Origin of the sequence: Oceanicola granulosus HTCC2516, from assembly GCF_000153305.1 — a bacterium.
Lineage (GTDB): Bacteria > Pseudomonadota > Alphaproteobacteria > Rhodobacterales > Rhodobacteraceae > Oceanicola > Oceanicola granulosus.
In genome coordinates this window covers 1409199-1433705 of the sequence record NZ_CH724107.1, presented here as the reverse complement: position 1 = coordinate 1433705, position 24507 = coordinate 1409199, and the positions used below count along the sequence as shown (strand labels likewise).

The 24507-nt window shown below is 70.6% G+C and carries 29 protein-coding genes; 18 read left to right on the top strand and 11 right to left on the bottom strand.

The genetic code is table 11. From position 1 onward, the window contains the following. Nucleotides 1-77 precede the first annotated feature (77 nt). From OG2516_RS06835 to motA, 4 genes are all read right to left on the bottom strand, one after another. Nucleotides 78-278 (bottom strand): hypothetical protein, encoded by a 201-nt coding sequence (locus OG2516_RS06835; protein ID WP_007254904.1) that lies wholly within the window; start codon nt 276-278, stop codon nt 78-80. Nucleotides 279-489: 211 nt separating this feature from the next. Further along, nucleotides 490-924, bottom strand: coding sequence for a hypothetical protein (locus tag OG2516_RS06830; protein WP_007254903.1), 435 nt, complete (start codon nt 922-924; stop codon nt 490-492). Next, nucleotides 921-1127 (bottom strand): hypothetical protein, encoded by a 207-nt coding sequence (locus OG2516_RS06825; RefSeq protein WP_007254902.1) that lies wholly within the window; start codon nt 1125-1127, stop codon nt 921-923. The genes OG2516_RS06830 and OG2516_RS06825 overlap by 4 nt, the downstream gene beginning before the upstream one ends. Further along, entirely contained in the window at nt 1120-1986 is an 867-nt protein-coding gene (motA, locus tag OG2516_RS06820; protein ID WP_007254901.1) for a flagellar motor stator protein MotA, read from the bottom strand. The genes OG2516_RS06825 and motA overlap by 8 nt, the downstream gene beginning before the upstream one ends. A 100-nt stretch (nt 1987-2086) precedes the next feature. On the opposite strand from motA, the gene OG2516_RS06815 reads away from it, so the two are divergent. From OG2516_RS06815 to OG2516_RS06785, 7 genes are all read left to right on the top strand, one after another. Then, entirely contained in the window at nt 2087-3067 is a 981-nt protein-coding gene (locus OG2516_RS06815) for a hypothetical protein (RefSeq protein WP_007254900.1), read from the top strand. Between the two features lie 244 nt (nt 3068-3311). Then, nucleotides 3312-3758 (top strand): Ros/MucR family transcriptional regulator, encoded by a 447-nt coding sequence (locus tag OG2516_RS06810; RefSeq protein ID WP_040615641.1) that lies wholly within the window; start codon nt 3312-3314, stop codon nt 3756-3758. Nucleotides 3759-3781: 23 nt separating this feature from the next. Next, nucleotides 3782-4819, top strand: a complete 1038-nt coding sequence (locus OG2516_RS06805) for a flagellar motor protein MotB (RefSeq protein ID WP_007254898.1) — start codon at nt 3782-3784, stop codon at nt 4817-4819. Between the two features lie 135 nt (nt 4820-4954). After that, nucleotides 4955-5713, top strand: a complete 759-nt coding sequence (locus OG2516_RS06800; RefSeq protein ID WP_156799282.1) for a hypothetical protein — start codon at nt 4955-4957, stop codon at nt 5711-5713. An 85-nt stretch (nt 5714-5798) separates the two neighbouring features. Continuing rightward, nucleotides 5799-6524, top strand: coding sequence for a sigma-70 family RNA polymerase sigma factor (locus tag OG2516_RS06795; RefSeq protein WP_007254896.1), 726 nt, complete (start codon nt 5799-5801; stop codon nt 6522-6524). Further along, the gene (locus OG2516_RS06790) at nt 6521-7936 is read left to right on the top strand and encodes a flagellar hook-length control protein FliK (RefSeq protein ID WP_007254895.1); all 1416 of its coding nucleotides are present in this window, start codon (nt 6521-6523) and stop codon (nt 7934-7936) included. The genes OG2516_RS06795 and OG2516_RS06790 overlap by 4 nt, the downstream gene beginning before the upstream one ends. Nucleotides 7937-7946: 10 nt before the next feature. Then, entirely contained in the window at nt 7947-8615 is a 669-nt protein-coding gene (locus tag OG2516_RS06785) for a flagellar hook assembly protein FlgD (RefSeq protein WP_007254894.1), read from the top strand. On the opposite strand, the gene OG2516_RS06780 is transcribed toward OG2516_RS06785, so the two are convergent. From OG2516_RS06780 to OG2516_RS06760, 5 genes are all read right to left on the bottom strand, one after another. Continuing rightward, nucleotides 8612-9175 (bottom strand): hypothetical protein, encoded by a 564-nt coding sequence (locus tag OG2516_RS06780; protein ID WP_156799281.1) that lies wholly within the window; start codon nt 9173-9175, stop codon nt 8612-8614. The two genes, OG2516_RS06785 and OG2516_RS06780, sit on opposite strands and share 4 nt — an antisense overlap. 85 nt (nt 9176-9260) lie before the next feature. Continuing rightward, nucleotides 9261-10013: a flagellar basal body L-ring protein FlgH gene (flgH, locus tag OG2516_RS06775; RefSeq protein ID WP_007254892.1), complete on the bottom strand. Its 753-nt coding sequence runs from the start codon at nt 10011-10013 to the stop codon at nt 9261-9263. After that, nucleotides 10010-10666 carry a flagellar basal body P-ring formation chaperone FlgA gene (flgA, locus tag OG2516_RS06770; RefSeq protein ID WP_007254891.1) on the bottom strand — a complete coding sequence of 219 codons (657 nt, stop codon included), beginning with the start codon at nt 10664-10666 and terminating at the stop codon, nt 10010-10012. The genes flgH and flgA overlap by 4 nt, the downstream gene beginning before the upstream one ends. A 1-nt stretch (nt 10667) precedes the next feature. After that, a complete protein-coding gene (gene flgG, locus OG2516_RS06765; protein WP_007254890.1) occupies nt 10668-11453 on the bottom strand; it encodes a flagellar basal-body rod protein FlgG in 786 nt (261 codons plus the stop codon). Nucleotides 11454-11466: 13 nt separating this feature from the next. After that, nucleotides 11467-12213, bottom strand: coding sequence for a flagellar hook-basal body complex protein (locus tag OG2516_RS06760; RefSeq protein WP_007254889.1), 747 nt, complete (start codon nt 12211-12213; stop codon nt 11467-11469). A gap of 109 nt (nt 12214-12322) precedes the next feature. Here OG2516_RS06760 and OG2516_RS06755 point away from each other — a divergent pair, with 109 nt between their 5' ends. From OG2516_RS06755 to OG2516_RS06740, 4 genes are all read left to right on the top strand, one after another. Next, on the top strand, nt 12323-14065 hold the full coding sequence (locus tag OG2516_RS06755; protein ID WP_007254888.1) for a hypothetical protein: 1743 nt from the start codon (nt 12323-12325) through the stop codon (nt 14063-14065). Nucleotides 14066-14157: 92 nt separating this feature from the next. Beyond that, nucleotides 14158-15456, top strand: a complete 1299-nt coding sequence (locus OG2516_RS06750; protein WP_007254887.1) for a flagellar hook protein FlgE — start codon at nt 14158-14160, stop codon at nt 15454-15456. A 19-nt stretch (nt 15457-15475) separates the two neighbouring features. Then, a complete protein-coding gene (gene flgK / locus OG2516_RS06745; RefSeq protein WP_007254886.1) occupies nt 15476-16888 on the top strand; it encodes a flagellar hook-associated protein FlgK in 1413 nt (470 codons plus the stop codon). 10 nt (nt 16889-16898) lie between these two features. Beyond that, nucleotides 16899-17960, top strand: coding sequence for a flagellin (locus OG2516_RS06740; RefSeq protein ID WP_007254885.1), 1062 nt, complete (start codon nt 16899-16901; stop codon nt 17958-17960). Between the two features lie 19 nt (nt 17961-17979). Here OG2516_RS06740 and OG2516_RS06735 read toward each other — a convergent pair whose 3' ends face one another. Beyond that, nucleotides 17980-18714 (bottom strand): response regulator transcription factor, encoded by a 735-nt coding sequence (locus OG2516_RS06735; RefSeq protein WP_007254884.1) that lies wholly within the window; start codon nt 18712-18714, stop codon nt 17980-17982. A 159-nt stretch (nt 18715-18873) separates the two neighbouring features. Between OG2516_RS06735 and OG2516_RS06730 the strand changes: the two genes are divergently transcribed. The 7 genes from OG2516_RS06730 to OG2516_RS06700 all read left to right on the top strand — a co-directional run bounded on the left by OG2516_RS06730 (nt 18874) and on the right by OG2516_RS06700 (nt 23413). Further along, a complete protein-coding gene (locus OG2516_RS06730; protein ID WP_007254883.1) occupies nt 18874-19992 on the top strand; it encodes a flagellar basal body P-ring protein FlgI in 1119 nt (372 codons plus the stop codon). Continuing rightward, a complete protein-coding gene (locus tag OG2516_RS06725) occupies nt 19992-20312 on the top strand; it encodes a rod-binding protein (RefSeq protein WP_007254882.1) in 321 nt (106 codons plus the stop codon). The genes OG2516_RS06730 and OG2516_RS06725 overlap by 1 nt, the downstream gene beginning before the upstream one ends. Beyond that, on the top strand, nt 20309-20695 hold the full coding sequence (locus tag OG2516_RS06720) for a hypothetical protein (protein WP_007254881.1): 387 nt from the start codon (nt 20309-20311) through the stop codon (nt 20693-20695). The genes OG2516_RS06725 and OG2516_RS06720 overlap by 4 nt, the downstream gene beginning before the upstream one ends. A gap of 121 nt (nt 20696-20816) precedes the next feature. After that, nucleotides 20817-21656, top strand: coding sequence for a flagellin N-terminal helical domain-containing protein (locus tag OG2516_RS06715; RefSeq protein WP_040615008.1), 840 nt, complete (start codon nt 20817-20819; stop codon nt 21654-21656). Nucleotides 21657-21756: 100 nt separating this feature from the next. Next, nucleotides 21757-22155 carry a flagellar biosynthesis regulator FlaF gene (locus tag OG2516_RS06710; protein WP_007254879.1) on the top strand — a complete coding sequence of 133 codons (399 nt, stop codon included), beginning with the start codon at nt 21757-21759 and terminating at the stop codon, nt 22153-22155. 14 nt (nt 22156-22169) lie between these two features. Further along, on the top strand, nt 22170-22592 hold the full coding sequence (locus OG2516_RS06705; RefSeq protein WP_007254878.1) for a flagellar biosynthesis repressor FlbT: 423 nt from the start codon (nt 22170-22172) through the stop codon (nt 22590-22592). Beyond that, nucleotides 22589-23413 (top strand): DUF1217 domain-containing protein, encoded by an 825-nt coding sequence (locus OG2516_RS06700; protein ID WP_007254877.1) that lies wholly within the window; start codon nt 22589-22591, stop codon nt 23411-23413. The genes OG2516_RS06705 and OG2516_RS06700 overlap by 4 nt, the downstream gene beginning before the upstream one ends. A 9-nt stretch (nt 23414-23422) precedes the next feature. On the opposite strand, the gene OG2516_RS06695 is transcribed toward OG2516_RS06700, so the two are convergent. Then, the gene (locus OG2516_RS06695; RefSeq protein WP_007254876.1) at nt 23423-24493 is read right to left on the bottom strand and encodes a flagellar motor switch protein FliG; all 1071 of its coding nucleotides are present in this window, start codon (nt 24491-24493) and stop codon (nt 23423-23425) included. Nucleotides 24494-24507: the final 14 nt, after the last annotated feature.

Sequence of the window (24507 nt, the reverse complement as noted above, 5' to 3'; positions counted from 1 at the left end):
GGTTGGCTGGGCCATATGTGGCCCTTCAGAGCGGGATTTCCCAACTTTATCCGTACACGGCTTCGCCAGCGCCCGTTTCAGCTGTCGCGGGTGGCCGCGTAGTAGCGGGCCGCGGTGGCCGGCTGGACGGCGACGCGCACGATGGCGCGGGGCCGGCGCGGCGCGATGGCGGCGCGGGGGGCGTCGTGGTGGTCGGTCTCCGCCGAAAGCGGCGCGGGGCGCACGCGCTGGGCGGGGAACCGGGGCGATGGCTTCGCGGGCAGCGCGGAAAGCATCATGGTCTGGTCCTCCGATGTCCGAAGCGGTGCGAGCATCACCCTTCGGTCACATCAGCATCACGCCGCTGCCCGCTTTGCGTCAAACTTGCGCCCCAATTCGCGCCGCCTCGGGAAACGATGGCGGCGATTCAGGCGCGATAGGCGGCGTGCGCGGAAACCGCCGGACAGAATCCGGGCCGCTTTCGGGCGGGAATCGGGCGCGGTTGCGGCGTCAGCGGGGCCGCATGGCCCGGGCGTGGCGGATGGCGGAGAGCTCGTCGAGCCGGGCCGTCTCGGCGGCGAGGCGGGCGCGCGCCTCGGCGTCGCGCTCGCCCTCGAGCGCGACCTGGACCGACTTCAGGCTGCGGAACGCCTCGAGCACCCGGTCCTCCAGCGCCCGCGCCTCGTCGTCGGCGGCGCGGGCCTGCTCGAGATGCTCGGCCGCCGCGCTGCGGATCGACTGGATGAAGCGGGTCAGGTAGGGCGCGGCCTCGAGGCGGATGTCGGCCGTCTCCTCCACCAGCTTGCGGTCCAGCGCGTCGGCCTCGGCCCGGTGATGGGCCGCGCGGCTGCGCAGCTCGGTGAGCTGGCGGGCCTCCTCGGCCATCTCGTGCCGTCCGACCCGCTCGAGCAGGGCGAGCGCGTGGATGCGCCGGGCGCGGCTCACTCCGCCTCGGCGGGCGCCGTGCCGGGCTCGGCGGAGAGCGCCACGAGGCGGGCGCGCATCTCGGCGAGGATGTCGGCCGGGAACGGCTGGGCCGGGGGCGGCGCGAGCAGGATCACGGGCCCCTCGGACGCCGCCGCGTCGTCTCCGCCGGCGGCCTGCGCCGCAGCGGGCAGCAGGAGCAGCAGGAGAGCGATCTCACGCAACCGGCAGCTCCTTCTGGGCGGCCTCGACCTTGTAGAAGTCGGGCTGCTTGGAGGTCGGGATGTTGCCGCGGCCGATCTCGATGCAGATGTTCGGCGGGTGCTTGGCGACCATCGCGACGAACACGTCGCGGATGATGAGGTAGAAGGTCCCGTCCTCCTCCTCGATCTGCTTGAGCCGGCCCGAGATCGGCGCGACGAGGCAGTAGGCGAGGAACACGCCGAGGAAGGTCCCGACGAGCGCGCCGCCGATCATCTTGCCCAGCACGTCGGGCGGCTGGTCGAGCGCCGACATCGTCTTGATGACGCCGAGCACGGCCGCGACGATCCCGATGGCGGGCAGCCCGTCGGCCATGACCGAGACCGCGCTCGCCGGGGCGAGCGATTCATGGTGGTGCTTCTTGATCTTGCGGTTGATGACGTCTTCGGTCTGGTACTGGTCGTCGAAGTTCATCGACAACATGCGGAAACTGTCGGTGATGAGCTCCGTCGCGAAGTGGTCCTTGAGGATCTTCGGATAGCGCTTGAAGATCTCGCTATCCTTGGGGTTCTCCACGTGCTCGTCGAGCGCGAGGATGCCCTTGGACTTGTAGAGCCGGCTGAGCTCGTAGAGCAGGTTGAGCAGGTCGCTGTAGTCGGCCGCCTTCCAGCGCGGGCCGGTGATGACCTTCATCATGCCGATCGCCGAGCCCTTCAGGACGCCGAAGGAATTCGCGATGACGAACGCGCCGAGGGCCGCGCCGCCGATCATCATCCCCTCGTAGGGCAGGGCGTAGAGCACGATGTCGAGCTTGCCGCCCGACAGGATGAACCCGCCGAAGACGAGTCCGAACACGAGAGCGATACCGAGGAAGAGGTTCATGGGCCCGCTTTCTGCTTGTTGCCGACAGACTTCCGAAGGGATTATTGACATCGAGACAAGGAAAGGCAAGTATAGTTTCGTGGCCAGAGGAGGGTTGTGCATGAATCGCCTCGGAGCGTTCCTCCACCTGATCGACGAGACCGAGATGCGCGGGCTCGTGGCGGGATGGCCGGAGGAGATGAACGTCGCGCTGTGCGTCTCCCGGCACCTGTGCGCGCCGTTCATCTACCACGCCAGCGAGGCCGGCGAGGTGCTGGGCCGGGCCGCCGATCGGCTCGGCCTGCCCCTCGGCGGCTTCGCGGCGACCCACGAGACCAAGGCCGCGCCGCTGCGCAAGCTGCTGTTCTCCGAGGAGCAGGAGCTGCACCGGCTGGTGCGCGAGCATCCCGGCCTCGTCGAACGCGCGCGCGACTACGCGATCAACTTCGGCTTCGCGCGCGAGGAGGGACTCGATCCCGAGGCGGTGACCCGCGAGGGCGTGCCCGGAGCCGGGGCAGGGGGCTGGATCCTGGATGTCGGCCCCGCGCCGGCCCCCACGGACGCCGCGCCCGAGCCCGCCCCGCGGCCGATCGAGGGCTTTCGGCCCGTGCGCCGCGAGGACGACGAGGCGCTGCTGGTCGACGTCGCCATCGAGCGTGGCGAGGGTGGACTGAGCGTCGGCCACGGGCCGCTCGCCGAGCAGGCGCCGCACGTGGTCGAGCCCGGCAGCCTGTCGGTGCGGCAGGATTTCGGATGCCTCTTCATCCCCCGCGACGCCCACGGCGACCTCGGCGCGGCGCCGCAGGCCTTCTGCCTCTGGATCCCCGACGAGGCGCTGCCCGGCTGCCTGCTCGAGATGATCGGCGACGACGACTGGACCGGCCGCTGCGCGCTCACCTCGGAGGGGCTCTACATCACCCCGCTAGCCGCCCGCGCCCCGCTCCCCCTGCCGCCGCCGGCGCGCCGCCGCCTGCCGCTGCCGGCACGCAACCTGGCGCTGCTGGTCACGACCTTCCTGTGCTCCATCGCCGTCGGCGCGGCCCTGCAGGCGGGGCTGGCAGGCGGGGAGGCGCCGCCGATGGTGGCGGAAATCGTCCGATGACGAGTGTTCAACCTCTGTTAACCTTGTCGGCCCAAGTATTAGATGTAACAACAAGAAGAAAAGCCCAAGCGATCGAGGCAGGGCATCAGCAGACAAGACGCGGCCGGCGCTGCCGGGCCGCAAGACCATCGACAGAAAGTCGAATGAGCGCGGTACCGCGAGCGGTGCCGTATCAGCTTGGCGGAAGACGCATGGTTATCGTCTTCACGCCATGAGCAGAATGCACGAAAGCAGAGTGATCAACATGACCAAGGATGACCACGAGGACGACGTGATCCTCAGTATCGTGTCGGCCTTCGCCGCACGGCCCGATGTCGAACCCGACGCCATCGTCGAACTCTACAGCAAGCTGCGCCGTGAAGTCGGCGGCGAGACCGCCGTCGCGCGCGCCGCCGCCCCGGCGCCCGAGGCCGCCGCCGAGCCGGCGCTGCCGATCGAGCAGGCGGTGACGCCCGACAAGGTCTACTGCCTGTGCTGCGGGCGCGGCTTCAAGATGCTCAAGCGTCACCTGGGCGCCGAGCACGGCCTCACCGAGCAGCAATACCGCCGCCGCTTCGGCCTCCCCGAGGAGATGCCGCTCGTCGCGCCGAACTACAGCCGCCAGAAGGCGAGCTACGCTAAGGGCGCGGGCTTCGGCAAGTACGACCGCAGCGCCGTCCAGAAGCCGGCCGACGCCGAAAAGCTCGCCTGAGCGGACGATAGGGGCAGGAACCGGTGTCGAGCGAGAAGCAACCGATCATCATCCGGCGCATGACCGAGGACGCCCATGACGGCCACCACGGCGGTGGCTGGAAGGTGGCCTATGCCGACTTCATGACGGCGATGATGGCGTTCTTCCTGCTGATGTGGATCATCGCGGCCTCCGACGAGGAGAAGCTGCGCGGCATCGCCGACTACTTCACCCCCAGCCTCGTGACGGCCGACGGCGCCGGCAGCGGCCTGCTCGACGGCGAGGCCGTGGAGGGGCAGGGCACCCGTGGCGGCGGGGTGGTGCCCGAGCTGCCGAGCTTCGGCCAGGAGAACCCGCTCGAGATCAGCGCCAACCGCACGCCCGAGGCGCCCTCGGTGATCGTGGAGTACGTGCCGGTCGAGGATCTCGGCGACGATCCCTTCGCCCGCCTGCACGCCGCCGCCGGCGAGGTGGTGGATGGCGAGACGACGCCGCTCGACGGTGCCGGCAGCGCGCCCGAGGCGTCCGAGGGTGAGGCCGGCACCGCCGCGAGCGAGGCCGCGCTGGCGGCCGCCGAGCTGGCCGAGCAGCGCGCGGCGGCGCTCGAGGTGCTGCGCGGCGAGGTCGAGGAGCGGATCGCGGAGGACCCGGAGCTGGCGACCTTCGCCGAGAACCTGCTCGTCGACGCGACCGACCTGGGCCTGCGCTTCCAGATCGTCGATCACGAGGGCGTCGCGATGTTCCGCTCGGGCAGCGCCGAGATCGAGGAGTCGACCCGCGAGCTGATCGGCGTCGTCGGCGAGACGATCCGGGGCCTGCCTTACCCGGTGGCGATCACCGGCCACACCGACTCCGTCCCCTTCTCGGGCGCCCGCGACGGCTACAGCAACTGGGAACTCTCCGCCGACCGCGCCAACGCCGCGCGCCGCACGCTCATCGCGGCCGGGGTCGACGCGGCGCGGATCGTCGAGATCAGCGGGCTCGCGGCGACGGAGCTGCGCGTTCCCGACATTCCCGACGCCCCGGAGAACCGCCGCATCGAGGTGTTGATGCAGTACCCCGCCGCACCTGCCGGCGAGTGACGCGGAACTGCCGCAGCGACACCTCGCTGCAACGGTTTCGGAAGTCTTAACGAATTTGTCTTCACATGAGCTTCAGCCCGCAATAGCCTCTGGGTAATAATAAATCTGAGGCAGTAGGCAGAAAGCCGCAAAATCATGAGAGACAGGACCCTTATGGAGCTTGTCTGGCAGGGCGCGTTCGCCCCTTCCAGATCCCCCGCAACCACCAAGGCACAAGACCTCCTGCACCGGCTGTTGCCGGTCAGCACCATCATGCTCGAGGCCAGTCACGGCATCGAGCGCACCCTCGTGCTGGGTGACGAGACCGAACTGATGCCGGCGCTGCCGCTCGGCGACGTTCTGGCGGAAGAACTCGACATCGACGTTCCCTACGGCTCGCTCGTGGTGATCCAGGCGGCAGGCGCCTGGGACGCGGCGCCCGAGGCCGTCTCCTACCGGATCGGGTCCGTGGTCGGCGAGGCGCTGGTCGGCGTGGTCGAACGCGGCGGCTTCGCGCTCGACGTGGAGACGCGGGCGCTGTTCGCGATGGCGGCCTCTTACGCGCGGCTCGCCGAAGGCACCGAGTTCCGCCACCTCGGCCTGTCGCCGGAGCGCTTCCGGGCCGGGCTCGGCGCGTCGCTCGGCGCCTACTGGTCGGGCGCCCGCTCGAGCCGGACGGAGACGAGCGGCATGTTCGTCAGCCCCGATTTCCTCTCCGACAGCCGGCTGCACGCCTACCTCGCCTCGTGCGACGCGGGCTTCGTGCCGCCGCGCGCGGTGCCGGCGTCGCTGATGTGCTTCTCGGGCGGCCTGCGGGCGCACGATGCGTGGCTCGAGGAGGCCGAAGGCGCCGTCACCGCCCACCTCGCGCGCGAGGAGCGGCGGGCGGCACAGGTGCTCAGCCGCGACCGTTAAGGTTCCTTAACCGCAGGAGCGTTCCCCGACTCGTGCAGATGTGCTTATCTATTCTTGTTGAGCAAGAATAGATAAGCGCCAAAACATGGGCTACAGCTACGCCGAAGCTCTCAAGGAGCCGCTCCTCGGCCTCGACCAGGAGCGACAGGCGATCGAGAAATGGCAGGGCGAGGGCGACCGGGCGTCGCTCGAGCTGCTGCTGCGCTCGCACGCGCGGCAGGCCTACGCCCAGGCGACCCGCTGGACCGACAACCCCTCCTACATCGAGGATCTCGTGGCCGAGGGGATGATCGCCCTGATGCGCGCCGCCGAGCGGTTCGACCTGACCCGGGAGGTGCGCTTCTCGACCTACGCCGCCTGGTGGCTGAGGACGGCGATGGCGGAGGCCTACGGGCGGATCAGCGCGGTCATCGACGTGCCGGTCAAGGCGCTGGCCGAGGCGCGGCGCGCGGGCGAGGCGCTGGCGCAGCGCAACGTGGTCGCGCTCGACGGCGGGGCGCGGGCGTCGGAGGAGGACGACATGTCCGACCGGCTCGCCTGCCCCGAGCCGACCCCCGAGGACCGCATCATCCGCGACTCGAGCCGCGACGCCGCCGCGCGGCTGCTGCACGCGGCGCTCGCGAGCCTGTCGGAGACGGAGCGCACCATCCTCGCCCGGCGCAAGCTGAGCGACCGCCCCGCGCCGGTCGACGCGCTCGCGGCGGAGCTGTCGATGAGCCCGACGCGGCTGCGCCAGATCGAAACACGCGCCATGGGCCGGCTGCGCCAGCGGCTGATCGAGGGCGGGTTCTCCAAGGGGATGCTCACATGAACCTCGTCGCGCTTCTCTCGCCGTCCGTCTCCTCCGGTGCCGTCCCGCCGGTGGCCGCCGGGCAGGCGCCGGCGGTGGCCGGTTTCGCCGAGGCGCTGCAGCAGGTGATGCAGGCGCTGGCGGGGCAGGGTCAGGGGCAGGCACAGGCCCCGGCGGAGGTGTCCGCCGAGGAGCCGGTGGCGGAGCTGTTCGCGGCGCTCGAGGCGCTGGAGACGGGCCTGTCGGACGATCTCGCGGCGGCGGTGACGCCCGAGCAGGCGGAGGCGGTGCTGGCCGAGGGCCTCGAGGCGCTCGCGGGGCTGATCGCCGCGTTCGACACCGAGACCGGCGCCGGGCTGCTGGGTCAGGTGCGGGCGGCGCTGGCCGGGGCACTGGAACCCGGCAGCGCCGAGAGTGCGCCGACGCTGCCGGACCTGTTCGAGCAGGTCCGCGCGCTCGCCGCACCGGAGCAGACCATGGCGCGGGCCGCACCGGAGCAGACCATGGCGCGGGCCGCACCGGAGCAGGCCGTGGCGCGCGCCGCACCCCCGAGAGCCGAGGCGGTTCAGCCGGTGGCGACCGATATCCCCGCCTCAAGTGTGCTGCAGCAAGAGCCCGAAACCGCCCCGGCGCCGCCAGCAGGCGAGACGGCCCAGCCCCTCGCCGCGCCCGGTCAGGGCCGCCAAGACGCCGTGCCGGAGCAGGCTCTCATGACGCGGACGGCGCCGAGCAATGAGGCGATCCGGTTGAGCCCGGCCGTCGGGGAGGTCCGCCCGCCCGGCGCGCCCGAGCAGCCCACGACGCCCGCCGCGACGCAGAGGATCGAGGTCTCCCAGGCGCTCGCCGCGCCCGACCTGAAGGCCGCACCGAAACTGCCCGCCGGGCCGCGACTGGTGGAGATCGCCGTCACCGCGCTCGCCAACGCCGCGCCCGAGGCCGCCGCCGAGCCCGCCGCGCTCCCGGCCACCGAAAGCGCCCCGCGCCCCGCCGCCCCCGCCGCGGCCACGCCCGCCGCGCCGCCCGCGCCGCCGGAGGCCGCGCCCTTCACGCGCAAGATCGCGGCGCAGATCCAGCAGGTCGGCGTCGGCGAGGGCCGGACGGTGGTGCAGCTGCGCCCCGACGGGCTCGGCCAGATCGAGGTCGAGCTGATGCGCACCGAGGAGGGTGCGCTGCGGGTGGTGATGAAGGTCGAGAATCCCGGCGTCCTGCAAGCGCTGCGCACCGACCGCGACACGCTCCTCGGCCTTCTCGGCGCCGCCGGCAGCGATCTCGGCGCGGGAGACCTCGAATTCGGCACCTTCGAGCGCGGCGGCCAGCGACAGCAGCAGGACGCGCCCGAGACCGCCCTCGCCGCCAGCGGCGACCCCGAGCCCGACCAGCAGAGCGACGACCGGCCGATCCTCGGCGACGGGCGCGTCGACATCATCACGTAAGGACACGCCCATGGCCCTCACCGGCATCACCCCGGCAGCCTCCGCCACCCAGACCGCGACCACCGGCAGCAACGCCGCGATGGACAGCAACTACCAGAACTTCCTCAAGATGCTGACCGCGCAGGTGACCAACCAGGACCCGCTCGCGCCGATGGACAGCTCGACCTTCGTCACCCAGCTCGCGCAGCTGTCGCAGGTGGAGCAGACGGTGCAGTCGAACGGCCACCTGCGCGAGCTGCTGGCCGGGGTGCAGTCGTTCGGCTCGATGGCCGAGGTGCAGCTGATCGGTAAGCCCGTCACCTACGCCAGCGACCGCATCAGCCTCGCCGGGGGCAGCGCCGACTACCTCTACAGCCTCGATGCCGAGGCCGCGTCGGCCAAGCTCGTCATCACCGGCGCCGACGGGCAGGTGCTGCGCGAGATCGGCGGGCTGGCCGTCACGCCGGGCGAGCGCCACGCGGTGACGTGGGACGGGCGCGACTCGCAGGGCCTGCCGGTGCCGGACGGTACCTTCACCGCCGAGATCCGCGCCGTCGACGCCGACGGCGAGCAGATCGGCTACAGCGGCTACGCCTCCTCCGTCGCCCGCGCGCTCGAGTTCGGGCCGGACGGCAGCATGCTGACGATGGAGAACGGCGAGGAGGTCCTCGCGGTGACGCTGGCGGGCGTCGGCGGCTAGGTGCGTGGCACGGCCTGCTTGTAGAGGGTCAGGAACAGCACGTCCTGCACGTCGGGGAAGGCCGCGGCCACCTCCTGCGTCACGAATGACGACAGCCGCTCGGAATCGACGGTCGCGCCCTGCATCAACTGCCGCTCGGCGGCGCGGTGGATGGCCGACAGGCTGGCGTCGCGCAGGGCGGTGAAGGCCCCGTCGGCGCGGTAGGAATCGGCGAGCGACTGGCTTTCAAAGGCGAGGGCGAGGTCGAGCACGATGTAGGTGATCGTGCGCGGCTGCTGGATCGGGACGGTGATCCGGCCGAGCCGCAGGACCGGCACGTGCTCGTCCTGCCCGGGGGCCTCGGCCTGGGTGTCGTAGGCGTCGCCGGCCGGGCCGTCGGGGGTGGTGTGGCCGTCGGCAGAAGCCTCGTCGACCGCCTCGTCGCCGGGTGCGGCGGCGGGTGTGGCGTGGGCCTCTTCGGCGGCGAGCGAGGCCTCGGGGACGAGTGTCGACCCGGCGGCATAGCCCACGGCCGCGAAGGTCAGCGGAGCCACCACGAACGGCAGGAGTTTCTTCATCACGCGCGCAATCCCCCATGCATCGGCCCAAGGAACCTGCAGGAGGAATGTGGCGAGATTGCCGCGCGGGGGCGGCGCTTTGCGGGGATCAGTAGGGCAGGACGATATCCATCACGTCCTCGCCGTAGCCGCGCGTCTGGGTGCGCGACAGCGAGCCCTCGCCGCCGTAGGAGATGCGCGCCTCGGCGATCTTGTCGTAAGGGACGGTGTTGTTCATCTGGATGTCCTGCGGCCGGATGATGCCGGCGACGCGCAGCTCGCGCAGCTCGTCGTTGACCTTCACCTCCTGCCGGCCGGCGACCACCATGTTGCCGTTGGGCAGGAGCTGGATGACCATCGCGGCGACCTTGAGCTTGATCGACTCGTTGCGCCGGATGGTGCCCGAGCCGCTGGCGTTGGTCTCCGAGCGCAGCCCGATCAGCGGGTCGGAGAGCTCGTCCTGCGAGATGCCCGGAATGACGTTGGCGAGGTGGTTCTCGTAGCCGAGGGCCGTGGGCATGGCGACGGAGCCCTCGCCGTCGCGCTCGCGGCTGCTGGCGTTGGCGAGGCTGGCCTCGTCGTCGATCTCGATGTCGATCGTGAGGATGTCGCCCACCGCCGTCGCGCGCTGGTCGCCGAAGAAGCCGCGCGCGCCGGGCGCCCAGAGCGAGGCCGATTCGGCGCGGGTCGGGACCGGCACGGGCTGCGGGACGGGCAGGGGGACCTGCACGCTGGCGACCTCGGGCATCGTCTGGCGCGTCAGGTCGAGGTTGGAGACGGCGGGCTCGCGGTTGAAGGCGGGCGCGCTGGCGCAGCCGGCGACGAGGGCGGTGGCGGCGAGCGCCGTGACGAGATGCTTCAACGCAGAACCTCCACAATGCCGTCGCGGGCGGCGATGCCGGTGACGAGCCGGTTGCTCGCGAGATTGACCACGCGCACGTCCTGTCCGCGATGCGCCCCGGCCATCGCGCGCCCCGGCGCGGTCAGCTCGAGCGCGCCATCGGAATAGCGGATCGAGACCGCGTCGCCGCGCTCGATCACCAGCGGCTCGATGACCGACTGGCTCATCACCGGCCGCCCCTGGCTCAGCACCCGCCGGACCTGCATCCCCACGAGCGCCTCAAGGTCGACGACGGCGAAGGCGCCGACGCGGCCCATCGGCAGGCGCACCACGTCGAGGTCGGCCTCGGCGATGATCTCGTCGGGCAGGATGCGCCGCACCGGCACCGGGACCGGCACCGTCGCGAGCGCCAGGCCCATGACGCGGCGCGTCTCGCCCGAGGCGAGCACCGCGTTGGCGACGAACTGGCCCGTCGAGCCGTCCATCCAGAACTCGGCCAGCATCAGCACGTCGGCCGCGTCGCCCTCGCGCAGGGTGACCTCGAACTCGGCGGTGTCGGGGAGGGTCGCGCCGAGCTGGTCGCGGGCGCGCTCCTCGACGAGCACCGCGAGGTCTTCGGCGAGGGACGGGCCGCCGAGGACGGCGGCGATCAGGGCGAGGGCGCGCAGCAGCATCTCAGCGGACCTGGTTGGCGGTGTTCATCATCTGGTCGGCCGTCTCGATCGCCTTGGAGTTCATCTCGTAGGCGCGCTGGGCGGCGATCAGGTCGGTGATCTGCTGGATGATGTTGACGTTGGAGCCCTCGAGGTGGCCCTGCCGGATGATGCCGATGCCCGGCTCGCCGGGAACGGCGGGGACGGGTTCGCCGGAGGCCTCGGACTGGAGGAACAGGTTGTTGCCGACGGGCCGCAGGCCGCTGTCGTTCATGAAGGTGGTCAGCGTGAGCTGCCCCAGCTCGACGGGGGCGGGGTCGTTCTCGACATAGGCCATGACGACGCCGCTTTCGTTGATCTCGACCTTCGTGGTCAGCTCGGGGATCACGAGGCCGGGGTCGATCTCGTGGCCCTGCAGGTTGACGAGCTGGCCCTCGGCGTTGACCCGGAAGCCGCCGTCGCGGGTGTAGCCCTGCGAGCCGTCGGGCAGGTTGACGGCGAAGTAGCCGGGCCCGTCGATGGCGAGGTCGAGGTCGTTGCCCGTCGCGATCAGGCCGCCCTGGGTGTTGAGCCGCACGGTGCCCACGGTCTGCACGCCGAGGCCGATGTCGACGCCGGTGGGGCGCACGGTGCCGTCCTCGGCCGTCAGCGCGCCCTCGCGGGCGACGTTCTGGTAGATCAGGTCCTGAAACGCCGCGCGGCTGCTCTTGAAGCCGGTGGTGTTGGCGTTGGCGATGTTGTTGGAGATGACGTCGACGTTGGTCTGCTGGGCCAACATGCCGGTCGTCGCGATGCCGAGTGCCTTCATGGTGCTATCCTTTTCAGACCTGGCCGAGGCGGCGCAGCGCGTCCTTGCGCAGCTCGTCGCCGGTGCCCATCAACTTCGTCGCCTGCTCGTAGCTCTTCTGGATCGCCATCATCCGCGTCATCTCGACGATGGGCTGCACGTTGCTGCCCTCGAGCGCCCCCTGCACGACCTTGGTGGCGAGATCGGGCAGCGGCGCCGCGACGTCGGCCTCGGCGGGGGCGACGAACATGCCGGCGCCGATGCGGGTGTAGGACTTGAGGTCGGGCACGTCGAAGACGCCGAGCCGTCCGAGCGCGCCGGTGGCGGGGGAGGAGAGCGTGCCGTCGTCGGCGATCACCAGCTCGGCCACCGCGTCGGGGGGCAGGGCGATTGGCTGGCCGCCCGCGTCGAGCACGCGCGCGCCGGCCTGGGTGACGAGGTTGCCCTGCGCGTCGACGGCGAAGCGGCCGTCGCGGCCGAAGGCCTGCTGGCCGTCCTGCGTCTGGTAGGAGAACCAGCCCGGCCCCTGCAGCGCCACGTCGAGCACGTTGCCGGTGTTGCGCACGGGGCCCTGGCTGTCGTCCATGAACGAGCCGCGGTCGAGCACGAAGGTCGCGCCGTTCTCCTCGCCCGCATCGCCGGGGCTGAGGTAGCTGTCGAACAGGATCCGCTCGCCCTTGAAGCCAGCGGTGTTGGCGTTGGCCATGTTGTTGGCGGCGACGTCGATGGAGCGCTGCATCACGGTCGCGAGCGACAGGGCGATGTAGTTGGAATTTTCCATGGGCGGTGCTGCCTCGAACGCCTTCGGGCGGTTTATTGTTTGAAAATCTGCCTCGCTTGTGTAGTTTATCCATGTGCAACGCATGATTTGTCAAGAAAAGTCTGAGCAGATGTTTGCAGGCGTCCGCATCGCCGCCGTGTCCGGGGCGCTGGCCTTCGCCCTCGCGACCGCCGCGGCGGGGGAGGGGGGCGTGCCGAGCGGCGCCGGGCTCGCAGGCTACCTGCGGCCGACCTTCCTCGAGGACCGACGGGCGCTGGGCATCGAGGTCACGCTCGCCGAGCCCGGCACCGCCATCGAGCGGCGGGCGCTGCTCGACCTCGCGGGCTTCTACCTCGCGCACGTGATGATCCCCGAGGGCCTGTCGGTGCTGTCGGGCGTCGATGCCGAGGCGCTTTCGGGCGCCGAGCGGCGGCGCCACGACCGGCTCGCGGTGCGCCTCGCGCTGATGAGCGATCGAGCCGGCGTGACGCTCCCCGAGCCGGGCGCCGCCGCCGCCGTCGGGCCGCTCTGGACGGCGCTGCTCGCGATCCGCCAGGACGACCCGGTCGCCGCCTCGGCCGAGCTGCAGCGGGCGTTCTTCGAGCTGTCGACCTACCCGCCGCAATTCGCCGTCGCGCTGATGCCGGAGCTGTTCGAGGCGGCCATCGTCACGGAGCAGTGGCAGCTCGCCGGCGACATCGCCCGCACCATTGACGGCCTCCCCGAACTCGCGGGCGATCCGCGCTACGACTACCTGATGGGCCGGGTGATGGCGCAGACCGGTGATCTCGTCGCCGCCTTCGACCGCTACGAGGCCGCCGCGCGCGGCAGCGGGCCCGACGCCCACCGGGCGCGGCTGGCGCTGGTGCGGCTCGGGCAGGAGAGCGGGACACTGGAGGCCGAGGAGCAATGGGCGATGCTCGAGGCCATCGCGCGGCTCTGGAAGGGCGGGCCGCTGGAGAGCGAGACGCTGCACCTGCTGGCGCGCGCCGAGCTGGCGACGGGCCGCGAGGTCGCGGCGCTCGACACGTTCGCGCTGATCGGCGCCCGCGCACCGGGCAGCGTTGCCGCGTCGGAGGCGGCGCAGATGGCCCGTGCCCTGCTGCGCGACTGGTACGCGCGCAGTGCCGAGGGTGAGATCGGGCTGGCCGAGGCCCTGCCGGGCCACCGCCGCATCGCCGGGCGCTACCGCTTCGACCCCGACTTCTGGAGCGGCGCCGAACGCTTCGCCGACCGCCTGCTCGCGAGCGGCGTCACGGGGGCGGCGGCCGACGAGTTCGCCTTTCTGCGCGACCACCGCCGCGCCGCGATCGAGCTGGGCCTTGCCGAGGCGGACGCGGCGGAGGACGACCGGCTGCTGCTCAAGCAGGCCGACGCACTGATGCGCGGCGGCCGCTTCGAGGCGGCGCAGGCGGTGCTCGCGGGCGGGCTGAAGGGCGACGATCCGGAGCTGCGCGACTGGCATGCGAGCCTGTGGGCCGAGATCCTTGCCGAGACCGGCAGCACGGCCGACCTGCTGTCGCTCGACGCGCCCGGGGAGCGCGAGGGCGTGCTGCGCATCGTGGCGCGGGCGCGCTACGAGGAGGGCGACTGGGCCGGCGCGCGCGACGCCTACCTGCGGCTCTGGGACGCCCAAGGAGCGCTGCCCGGGAGCGACGCGATCAACCTGTTCCTCGCCGCCCACCGCCTCGGCGACACCGCCACCCGCGACCGCGCCGCCGCCGCTTACCCAAGCCTCGCCGAGACCCTCATCATCACCGGCGAGAGCGGCGAGGAGACGCCCCTGCGCCGGCAGGACGCGCTCGACGCGCTGGAGCGCGCCGACCGGACGCTGGAGGGGATCAACCGGGCGGATGACCCGGAAGACACATGATCCGGCAAGGATCTCCGGTTTAATCTTCGTGAAAAGATCTTGCCTTACCTTTGTGCTAGGGTAGGCCAAAGAATAGAGCAAGGGGCAGTAACATGAGTATCCTCGGCGCCATGAAGACCGGTGTCAGCGGCCTGCAGGCCAATGCCGCCTCCGTCGCGAACATCTCCGAGAACATCGCCAACGCCAACACCGACGGCTTCCGGCGCAGCTTCTCGCAGATGGTGACCACCACCACCACCAACCCGTCCTCCATGTCCGGCGTGATCGCGCGGGACCGGATCGACATGGGCACCCCGGGCTCCATGCGCCCGACCGACAGTGCCACCGACCTCGCGCTCGAAGGCGGCGGCTTCTTCGTCGTGTCGCAGCGGCCCGACGAACCGCTCGCCTCCAACTACATGCTCACCCGCGCCGGCTCGTTCACCCCCGACGAGAACGGCAATCTTAAGAACGCCGCCGGATTCTACCTCGCCGGCTTTCCGACGGACCAGAACGGCCAGACCGGCGGCATCGACCGCACCAGCTTCGGCGACCTGAGCACCGTCAACGTGCTCGAGCGCAGCATCCAGGGCGCGCCGACCACCACCATCGCCCTCAGCGGCAACCTGCCCGCGCAGGAGAGCGGCCTCGCCACTCCGGGCGCGCCGTTCATCAGTTCGGCGGAGTACTTCAACCCGCTCGGGGGCGCGGAGCGGCTGGAGCTGCGCTGGCTGCCCTCGATGAACAAGAACGAGTGGACGCTCGAGATCTCCGGCCCCGACCCGAACCAGCCGCCCTACGGCTGGGTGACGGCGACCTTCGAGGATTCGGGCCCCAACGCCGGCTCGCCGCTGACCTACCAGGGGATGCCCAATGGCGGCGGCGCCAACTTCGCCTTCAACGACGCCACCGGCCAGGCGACGCTGACCATCGACAACGGCAACACGCCGCAGGTCATCACCCTCGACCTCGGCGCGCCGGGCGAATTCGACGGCATGACCCAATTCGCCGGAGACTACACGCCGCCGCAGATCGACCGCGATGGCTCGGAAGCCGGCAACCTCGCCCGCGTGGAGATCGAGAACGACGGCACCGTCTTCGGCTTCTTCGACAACGGCCAGCGGATGTCGCTCTTCAGCCTGCCCGTTGCCAACGTCAGCAATCCCGAAGGGCTCGTGGCGGGCAACGGCAACGCCTACAAGCTGTCGCGCGCTTCGGGTGCCATGACGCTCGGCATCGCGGGCGGGGGCGGCACCGCCTCGATCTATGCCGGCGCCCTGGAGGGCTCGAACGTCGATATCGCCGAGGAGCTGACCGACCTGATCGCGACGCAGCGGGCCTACTCGACCAACGCCAAGGTCGTCACCACTGCCGACGAGATGCTCGACGAGACCACCCGCATCAAGCGCTGACCGCTAGGAGAGCCGGCCGATGAGCCTGACCAACGCCCTCTCGGCCGGCAGGAGCGGCCTGCTCGCGGTGAGCCGCTGGTCGGAGACCACGGCCGGCAACGTCGCCAACGCGAAGACGCAGGGCTACGTGCGCCGCGACGTGGGCTTGTCGACCAACGTCGTCGGGGGTGGGGTCATCGTCACCGGCATCACGCGCGACAGCGACGCCGCGCTGACCCGGCTGCACCGCGACCACCTCGCCGAGGGCGCGACCCAGTCCACCATCAGCGACCGGCTGCAGGCCTACGCCACCGCGCTCGGCCAGCCCGGCGACCCGACGACCCTCAGCGCCCGGCTCGGCGGGCTGCAGGACGCCTTCGTCGCGCTCGCCTCCACCCCCGGCTCGGGGCCGGCGCAGCGCAGCGTGCTCGAGGCCGCCGAGGGGGCGGCGGCGGCGCTCAACGGCCTGTCGCGCCAGCTCGACAGCGCGGTGCGCGGTGTCGGCGAGCAGATCGCGGGGCAGGTCGAGCGGGTCGAGGGGCTGCTCTCGGAACTCGCCGCGATGAACGCGCGCATGGCCGGGACCGAGCAGGGGACCGCCGCCAGCGCCGAACTGCGCGACCGGATGGACGGCCGGCTCGACGCGCTGGCCACCTCGCTCGATTTCCAGGTGCGCGAGCGCGTGGATGGCGGGCTCGACATCTTCACCCCCGACGGCACCGTCATGCTCGATGGCGACGACCCGGCGCCGCTGACCTTCGATCCGAACAGCGGCCTCGCCTTCGACGGCGTCGACATCACCCCCGGCAAGGCGGTCGGGCGCGGCATCACCGAGGGGGTGCTGGCCGGTCTGACGGAGCTGCGCAGCGAGATCCTGCCGCGTTTCCGGATGCAGCTCGACGAGACCGCGCGGGCGCTGGTCCAGACCTTCGCCGACGCCGACCCGACCGTCGGCGCAGGAGGCGCGGGGCTGTTCACCGATGCAGGCGCAGGATACGACCCGGCGCTCCACGAGGGGCTGGCGGGGCGCATCACCGTCAACGACGCGGCCCGCCCCGAGGCGGGCGGAGCGCTGTGGCGTGTGCGCGACGGGATGGGCGCCGTGAGCGAGGGGCCGCCGGGCGACGCGACCGTCGTCGACGGCATCCTCGACCGGCTGGCGCAGGGGCAGGTCTACGATCCGGCGACGGGGCTGCAGGGCGGCGCGCCGCTCGGCGAGTTCGCCGCGCAGCTCATGGCCGACCAGCACGCCGTGCGCGCCCGCGCCGACACCGCGCTGGAGGGGCTGAACACCGCGACCGCAGCCGTCGCCGAAAGCCGGGCCGCGCGGCAGGGCGTCGACATCGACGCGGAGATGCAGCGGCTGCTGGAGATCGAGCAGACCTACGCGGCGAACTCGAAGGTGCTCACGACCGTGGTGCGCATGATCGACGATCTGCTGGCGGCCATCTGAGGAGCGCGACATGCCCATCGTCCTGAACCCGGTCGCCAATTACGGCCAGTCCTCCAGCCTGCGCCAGGATGTCGCCACCGTGCGCGACCGGCTCGACAATGTCGGGCAGGAGGTCGCCACCGGCAAGCGCACCGACATCTACCGTGCCGCGGGTGCCGACGCGACCGAGCTGCTCCAGCTCCACGCCGCCTTCGAACGCCAGCAGGCCCAGATCGACGCCGACAAGGCCCTCGCCACGCGGCTCGACGCGATGTCGAGCGTGATGGACTCGATCCGCACCCTCGGCGAGCAGGTCCGCACCGCCGCCGTCAACCTCACCGTCACCGGCTCGGGCGACTATGGCGCGCTGAAGGCGGCGTCGCACACGGCGCTCGAGCACATGATCGGCCAGCTCAACACGCGCCATGCCGGCGCCGCCCTGTTCGCGGGCGTCGAGACGGCCTCGGCCGCGCTCACCGGCTGGACCGACGCCGACACCGGCACCGGGCAGGTGCCGCGCGACCTGGTGGCCGGGATCATCGGCGGCGGCATCACCGACGCCGCCGACGCCGCCGCCAAGGCCGCCGACCTCGAGGCGCTGTTCGCCGGCCCGGACTTCGAGGCCACCTTCTACAACGGCGCGCCGCAGGTCGACGGGGCCGGCAACCCGGTGCCGCGGCTGTCGGCGCGCATCGATGCGGGCGTGACGCTCGATTTCGGCGTGCAGGCCAACGACGGGCCGCTGAGGGACCTCTATCGCGGCCTCGCCATGTTCGCCGCGTTCGACGTTTCCGCCATCGCCGACGGTCCGGCGAGGGAGGCTTGGATCGGCGCGGCGACAGATGCGCTGTCGAGCGGGATCAGCGGCACCATCGAGATGGAAGCCCGGCTGGGCAGCCAGCGGAACGCGCTCGACGAGACGCTGGCGCTGCTGGAAAGCCGCAGCGACCTCTACAACGCGCAGATCAACGACCTGCAGTCGGTCGACCCCTACGAGGCGGCGACCCGGCTGGCGGACCTCGAGACCCAGCTCGAGGCGTCCTACCTGGTGACCCGGCGCCTCGCGGACCTGTCGTTCCTGCGATACATGTAAGGCCTTGCCGCGCGCCCGCTCAGGCGACTGCGGCGGTGCGGACGTCGTCGAGCGGGGCGGCGTCGGGGTGTTCGGCGGTCAGCTTGTAGCCCCGGCCGTAGACCGTCTCGATGTAGGGGCGGCCCGAGACCGCGGCGGCGTCGATCTTCTTGCGGATCTTGCAGATGTAGACGTCGATCACCTTGTCGAGCGGCTGCTCCTCGGCCATCCCGTAGACCGCGTCGTAGATCGCCGCCTTGCTGACGATCCGGTTGGGATTGAGCGCCAGGTGCTGGAAGATCGCGTGCTCGCGCCGCGACAGCCGCACCCGGGTGCCCGCGACGACCGGGTCGCGGCCGTCGAAATAGGCGGTGACCTCGCCGACGGTGACGCTCTCGGAGGCATGCCCCTTGGCGCGGCGCAGCACCGAGTTGAGCCGCGAGCGCAGCTCGATCACCTTGAGCGGGATCGTCATGTCGTCGTCGGCGCCCGCGTTGAGCGCCTCGGCGGTGTGGGTGGAATTGCGGAAGTCGCGCAGCACGATGATCGGGTTGGCGCAGCCGGCGCTGCGCAGCAGGCGGATCTGCGCGATCGTCGCCTCGCCCTCGGCGGCCAGCAGGAACGGGCGCTGGTCGTTGCCGCCGCGGTTGAGCAGACTGAGATCGGTCCGGAAGAACTCGGGGCCGATCATCACCGGGCGCATCCCGGCGGTGGCGAGTTCGCGGGTCAGCCCCTGATGCCGTTCGGACCTCGGCTCGTAGAGGTAAATATGCATCCCGCTTTCCTCGCTGCTGGCAATTGCGGCCGCGCGGCCTTCGATGACGAACCTGAGCGGATGGCCAAGGATAGTCAAGGTTAAACGGCCGCGTATATTTACCTGTTGATGCTAATTCGCAATTGTGGTCATGTAGAGGCTGAAATGCGGAGGCTTCCAATGCAGCTTCATCCGGCCTTGCGTCTGCAACCGCTTCTCGCCGCGGCGCTGCTGTTGCTGCTCGCGGCGACGTCCGCCAGCGCGCAGGTGCGCATCAAGGACATCGCCACCTTCGAAGGCGTGCGCGAGAACCAGCTCGTCGGCTACGGCCTCGTCGTCGGCCTCAACGGCACCGGCGACAGCCTGCGCAACAGCCCCTTCACCCAGCAATCCATCCAGGGGATGCTCGAGCGGCTCGGGGTGGGCAACCTCTCCGACGACCAGATGAAGACGGAGAACACCGCCGCCGTCATGGTCACCGCCTCGCTGCCGCCCTTCGCGCGGCGCGGCTCGACGATCGACGTGGTGGTCTCCTCGCTGGGCGACGCGTCCTCGCTGCGCGGCGGCACCCTGATCGTCACCCCCCTGACCGGCGCCGACGGCGAGATCTACGCGGTCGCGCAGGGCCCCATCGCCGTCGCCGGCTACGCCGCGCAAGGCGCCAACGCGGCCATCGTGGAGGGCGTGCCGACGGTGGCGCGCATCGAGAACGGGGCGCTGATCGAGAACGAGATCGGCTTCCGCCTCGAGGAGCTCGAGAGCGTGCGCATCGCGCTGCGGGTGCCCGATTTCACCACCGCCGTGCGGGTGCAGGACGTCATCAACGCCGCGCTCGGCGGCGGCACGGCGCGGGCGCTCGACCCGGGCACCATCGAGGTCTACCCATCCGACAAGTCCGACATCCCGGGCCTCATGGCCGGGCTGGAGAACCTGCGCGTCAACCCCGACAGCGTCGCCAAGGTGGTCATCGACGCCCGCTCGGGCACTATCGTCATCGGCGCCGAGGTGCGCATCGGGCGGGTCGCGGTGAGCCAGGGCGGGCTGACGGTGATCGTCAAGGAAGACGTGGAGGTCAGCCAGCCCGAGCCGTTCAGCGTCGGCGAGACGGTCGTGGTGCCGCAGACCACGGTGACGGTCGAGGAGCGGCGCACCAACTTCGCCATCATCGAGGGCGACGTGAGCCTGCAGCGCCTCGTGGACGGACTCAACGCGATCGGCCTCGGCGCGACGGAGACGATCTCCATCCTGCAGGCGATGAAGGCCGCCGGGGCGCTGCACGCCGACCTGGAGATCATCTGATGGAAGCCCCCGCCGACGGCATCCGCCAGCCCCTCCCCGCCAGCAGCGCGGCGCGCCCGCGCGGCGCCGGCGAGGCGGAGGCGCGCAAGATCGCGGTGGAGTTCGAGGCGGTGTTCCTCACCCAGGCCGTCGAGCAGATGATGAGCACGGTCGAGGGCGGCATCTTCGGCGGCGGCCACGCCGAGGAGACGTGGCGCGGCTTCCTCAGCCGGGCCTTCGCCGAGGAGGTCGCCAAGGGCGGCACGACCGGCATCGCCACCAGCATCGAGACCGCGATCAACGCCTACCAGAGCCGCATTACCGGAGGAGACGAGGCATGAGCGACAGCCAGACCTGCGGACGCATCATCCGCGCGTTGAGCCGCCTGCTGGAGCGCGAGATCGCCGCGCTGCAGGCCGGCCGCTTCGCACTGGTGCACGAGCTCGCCGCCGACAAGGAGCGGCTCGGCGCGGAGCTCGAGGCCGCCGCGGCCGCGCTGACGCCGACGGAGCAGAGGGCGCTCGCGAGCGACTTCGCCACCCTCGGCGCGCTGATCACGCGCGATGCGGAGCTGCTCGAGCGTGCCGCCCGGGCGACGGGCGACGTGGCCCGCGAGCTGCGCCGGGTGCGCGACCGCCACAGCCTGCGCGGGCTCTACGGCAAATCCGGCGAAACGCGCGGCGCGCCCGAAACGCCGGCCAACCGGATCGACGCGTCGCTCTGAAGAGTACGCAAACGTAAACCCTCGCTTAACCATCCGCGCCCATCTCCTTGATACGGCACACGCCGCTTTTCGTCAGAAAGACGATGCAAACGTAATCAGAACGAATACGGAGCAGTGAAGCATGTCTTCCATTCTGACCAACAATTCCGCAATGAACGCCCTGTCGACGCTGCGGAGCATCAACAACAACCTCAACCAGACCCAGGACCGGATCTCGACCGGCCTCAAGGTGAACTCCGCCAAGGACAACGCCTCCTACTTCTCGATCTCGACGACGCTGAGCTCGGAAAGCGGGATGAACAAGGCCATCAACGAGGGCCTGACCCTGTCGAAGAACTCGGTCTCCACCGCGCGCCTCGGCGCCGAGACCTTCGTCGACCTCGCCAAGGAATTCATCGATCGTGTCGCGTTCGCCCAGGAGACCGGGGTCGACCACGCGAAGGTGCAGGAAGAACTCGACTCGCTCGTCGCGCAGATGAAGACGACCATCGACCAGTCGAACTTCAACGGCGAGAACCTGCTCTCGACCGCCGGTGCCGGCGCCAAGACCATCGTCTCCGGCGTCACCGGGGTTGGCGGGGCGACGGTGTCGACCTCGACCATCACCGTGGCCGCGGCCGACATGGAGAGCGCGATCTACGCGGCCTTCGACGGTGTCGACATCACCCCCGGTGACGCCACGACGCTGAAGGCGGCGATGGACACGGCCTCGTCCAACCTCGCGCTGGCGATCGAGAATTCGACCGCTCTCGGCGTCGCCGAGAAGGCCATCGAGACCCAGCAGAACTTCCTCTCCGAGCTGACCAACCGGCTCGATTCCGGTGTCGGCTCCATGGTCGATGCGGACATGGAGGAAGAGGCCGCCCGTCTCCAGGCCCTGCAGGTGCAGCAGCAGCTGGCCACCCAGTCGCTGTCGATCGCCAACCAGGCGCCGCAGAACATCCTCAGCCTCTTCCGCTGAGGACGTCCTTCGGAGGGGCCGGCCATCCGGCCCCTCCGCATCAAGCAGAGGCAGGCAGGCGCCCGCGCCAGAATGGCGGGGCTGACAGGGAGCAGAAGCCATGAGCATCGCAGCCTACAAGCGCACCATCCGCGAAAGCGAAACACCCAGACAGATCGAACGACGCGTTCTCGCCCAGCTCACCGCCCGGCTCGAGGACGCCGCCCAGGCCTACGACACCGCCGCCACCGCGCCCGAGCGCATCGCCATCCTCGCCGGTGGCCTGCGCGACGCACTGGCCGAGAACGTGACGGTCTGGTTGCACTTCCGCTACGACCTCTCGAGCCCCGCCAACGAGCTTCCGCCGGCGCTGCGCGTGCAGCTGATCTCGCTGTCGCTGTGGATCGAGAAGCAGACCAACCGCATCCTCGGCGGCGGGCAGGGCCTGGTCCAGCTCGCGGCCGTCAACCGCAGCGTCGTCGACGGCCTCGCCGGCCGCGCGCCGTCGCCGCAGGCCTGAGGGGAGGGCGTCGGATGGCACTGAAGCTCACCCTCAAGCCGCAGGAACGCATCGTCGTCAACGGCTGCGTCATGCGCAACTCGAGCCGCCGGCACGTGATGGTGGTGGAGACCCACGGCGACATCATCCGCGGCCACGACCTGCTCGAGGAGCACGACGCGGCGACCCCGGTGGCGCAGGTCTACTTCCTGATCCAGACGGCGCTGACCAACGCCGAGATCCGCGACAAGCTGATCCCCGTCTGCCAGTCCAAGCTGGCCGAGCTCTGCACCGTCTTCGGCGCCGAGCGCCGGGCGCTGGTGTTCGAGGCGGCCAACTTCGTCAGCACCCGCGACTACTACAAGGCCCTGCGCGCCCTGCGCCCGCTGATGAAGCGCGAGAAGGAGATCTTCGCCGCCATGCCGCCCGCGGGGGCGATGCTGGAGGCGGCCGAGTGATCCCGATCACGGGTCTGGCGACGCCGGCTGCGCTCAAGCTGGTGGACGCGACCCGTGACCAGCAGCTCGAGATGATCGGATCGAGCACCCGCCACGCCCGCGCCATCGACACCTTCCGCGAGCGGGTGGGGGGCATCGAGACGGTCGAGGACCTGCTCGCCGACCAGGACGTCTACGCCTTCGTCATGCGCGCCTACGATCTCGAGGACCAGATCTTCGGCAAGGCGCTGGTGGGCAAGGTGCTCGAGGGCGATATCACCGACAGCAAGGCGCTCATCAACCGCCTGACCGACCCCCGTATGCGCGAACTCTACACCGGGCTCGGCTTCACCGAGGGCGGCACCAAGAACGCCAACACGCTCGACCCGGCGTGGCAGGAGGCGATGGTCGACCGCTACGTCGAGCAGCACTTCATCAACGCCCAGGCCGATCAGAACGCGACGGTGGGGGTGGCGCTCGAGTTCCGCCGCGCCGCGCCCGAGATCTCCACCTGGATGGACGTGCTCAAGGACGCCGACCTGTCGACGCTGATGCGCACCGCGCTCGGCGTGCCCAGTTCGGTGGCGCAGCTCGACATCGACAAGCAGGCGGAGCTCTTCGCACGCAAGTTCGACATCACGAAGCTGCAGGACCCGGCCGAGGTCGAGAAGCTGGTGCGCAAGTACGCGATCATCTCCGACGCGCTCAGCGGCAGCGCGGCCAGCAACAGCGCGGCGGTGCAGATGCTCTCCAACAGCGCCGCGGGCATGGCGGGCAGCTACGTGCCCATCACCCTCGACATCTCCGCCATCACCTCGCTGCCGAGCGCGCCCTACCGCTAGGGCGCCGCGCTACTCGATCAGCTCGTCGTCATCGCCCGTGGGCAGGCGAATGACGTCCTGCTCGGCGAGGTCCTTGGCCATGTCCACCAGCTCCGCCTGCGCCTCGCGCACCTCGCGGCCGCGCACCGGACCCATCGTCGCCATCTCCTCGACGAGCATGTCGCGCGAGCGCTGGGGCAGGGCGGCGAGGAACAGGTCGCGCAGCTCCTTGCTCGCGCCGCGCAGCGCCAGCGGCAGGGTGTTGCCCTGCACGCCGCGCATGACCTGCGCCAGGCTCTGCTGGTCGAGGCGGGCGAGGTCGTCGAAGGTGAACATCTTCTGCTTGATGCTGTTGAACGTGTCCGGATCCCGCTCCTCGAGCACCGGTGCGACGCGGCTGAAGGCCTCGGGGTCTAGCCGGTTGAACAGGTCGGCCATGCGCTGCTGCAGCTCCGTCGCCGTGGGCTGCGAGGCGGAGGCGACGACGTCCTGCTGCAGCGTCTCCTCGATCTCGCGCAGCATGTGGTGGGGGACCGAGTCGAGCCCGATCATGCGCTCGACGATGTCCTGCATCTGCTCCGTCTCGAGCAGCGGCAGCACGCGGGCCGCGACCTCGGGCGAGACGTTGGACAGGATCACCGCGGCGGTCTGGGCGTGTTCGCTCTTGAGGTAGTTGGCGATCACCGACTCGCTCAGCGCCTCGAAGCGCTCCCAGAGACCGCGCTCGCGCTTGGGGCCGCGGATCTCCTTCATGATGTCGGCGACCTGGGTGTCGGGCAGGAAGTTCTTCAGCATGTTCTCGGCGATCGAGAACGAGCCGACGACGCCGCCGAGATCGGTGACCTCGACGGTGAACTCGGTCATCACGTCCTCCACCACCTCGGCCGGAATCGTGCCGAGGCCCGACATGGCGCGGGTGATGGTCTGGATGTCGCCCTCGTCGAGCTTCTTCATCAGCTCGGTGCCGCGCTTCTCGCCGAGGCACAGGAACAGGATCGCCGCCTTCTCGGGTCCCTTCAGCTTGAGCGCCTTGGTGGCGGCGTTGAGGGGGACCTTCCCGGCGGTGTCGGAGGCGTCGGCGATTTGGGCGGCAATGGCCACGGGAGCGGTCTCCT

Bases quoted from the DNA above. Each gene is read 5' to 3' on its own strand.
- OG2516_RS06835 (WP_007254904.1), bottom strand. From the start codon at position 278: ATGATGCTTTCCGCGCTGCCCGCGAAGCCATCGCCCCGGTTCCCCGCC.
- motA (WP_007254901.1), bottom strand. From the start codon at position 1,986: ATGAACCTCTTCCTCGGTATCGCTCTCGTGTTCGGACTCGTCTTCGGC.
- OG2516_RS06815 (WP_007254900.1), top strand. From the start codon at position 2,087: ATGAATCGCCTCGGAGCGTTCCTCCACCTGATCGACGAGACCGAGATG.
- OG2516_RS06810 (WP_040615641.1), top strand. From the start codon at position 3,312: ATGACCAAGGATGACCACGAGGACGACGTGATCCTCAGTATCGTGTCG.
- OG2516_RS06800 (WP_156799282.1), top strand. From the start codon at position 4,955: ATGAGAGACAGGACCCTTATGGAGCTTGTCTGGCAGGGCGCGTTCGCC.
- OG2516_RS06795 (WP_007254896.1), top strand. From the start codon at position 5,799: ATGGGCTACAGCTACGCCGAAGCTCTCAAGGAGCCGCTCCTCGGCCTC.
- OG2516_RS06790 (WP_007254895.1), top strand. From the start codon at position 6,521: ATGAACCTCGTCGCGCTTCTCTCGCCGTCCGTCTCCTCCGGTGCCGTC.
- OG2516_RS06785 (WP_007254894.1), top strand. From the start codon at position 7,947: ATGGCCCTCACCGGCATCACCCCGGCAGCCTCCGCCACCCAGACCGCG.
- flgA (WP_007254891.1), bottom strand. From the start codon at position 10,666: ATGCTGCTGCGCGCCCTCGCCCTGATCGCCGCCGTCCTCGGCGGCCCG.
- flgG (WP_007254890.1), bottom strand. From the start codon at position 11,453: ATGAAGGCACTCGGCATCGCGACGACCGGCATGTTGGCCCAGCAGACC.
- OG2516_RS06760 (WP_007254889.1), bottom strand. From the start codon at position 12,213: ATGGAAAATTCCAACTACATCGCCCTGTCGCTCGCGACCGTGATGCAG.
- OG2516_RS06755 (WP_007254888.1), top strand. From the start codon at position 12,323: ATGTTTGCAGGCGTCCGCATCGCCGCCGTGTCCGGGGCGCTGGCCTTC.
- OG2516_RS06750 (WP_007254887.1), top strand. From the start codon at position 14,158: ATGAGTATCCTCGGCGCCATGAAGACCGGTGTCAGCGGCCTGCAGGCC.
- flgK (WP_007254886.1), top strand. From the start codon at position 15,476: ATGAGCCTGACCAACGCCCTCTCGGCCGGCAGGAGCGGCCTGCTCGCG.
- OG2516_RS06740 (WP_007254885.1), top strand. From the start codon at position 16,899: ATGCCCATCGTCCTGAACCCGGTCGCCAATTACGGCCAGTCCTCCAGC.
- OG2516_RS06735 (WP_007254884.1), bottom strand. From the start codon at position 18,714: ATGCATATTTACCTCTACGAGCCGAGGTCCGAACGGCATCAGGGGCTG.
- OG2516_RS06730 (WP_007254883.1), top strand. From the start codon at position 18,874: ATGCAGCTTCATCCGGCCTTGCGTCTGCAACCGCTTCTCGCCGCGGCG.
- OG2516_RS06725 (WP_007254882.1), top strand. From the start codon at position 19,992: ATGGAAGCCCCCGCCGACGGCATCCGCCAGCCCCTCCCCGCCAGCAGC.
- OG2516_RS06720 (WP_007254881.1), top strand. From the start codon at position 20,309: ATGAGCGACAGCCAGACCTGCGGACGCATCATCCGCGCGTTGAGCCGC.
- OG2516_RS06715 (WP_040615008.1), top strand. From the start codon at position 20,817: ATGTCTTCCATTCTGACCAACAATTCCGCAATGAACGCCCTGTCGACG.
- OG2516_RS06710 (WP_007254879.1), top strand. From the start codon at position 21,757: ATGAGCATCGCAGCCTACAAGCGCACCATCCGCGAAAGCGAAACACCC.
- OG2516_RS06705 (WP_007254878.1), top strand. From the start codon at position 22,170: ATGGCACTGAAGCTCACCCTCAAGCCGCAGGAACGCATCGTCGTCAAC.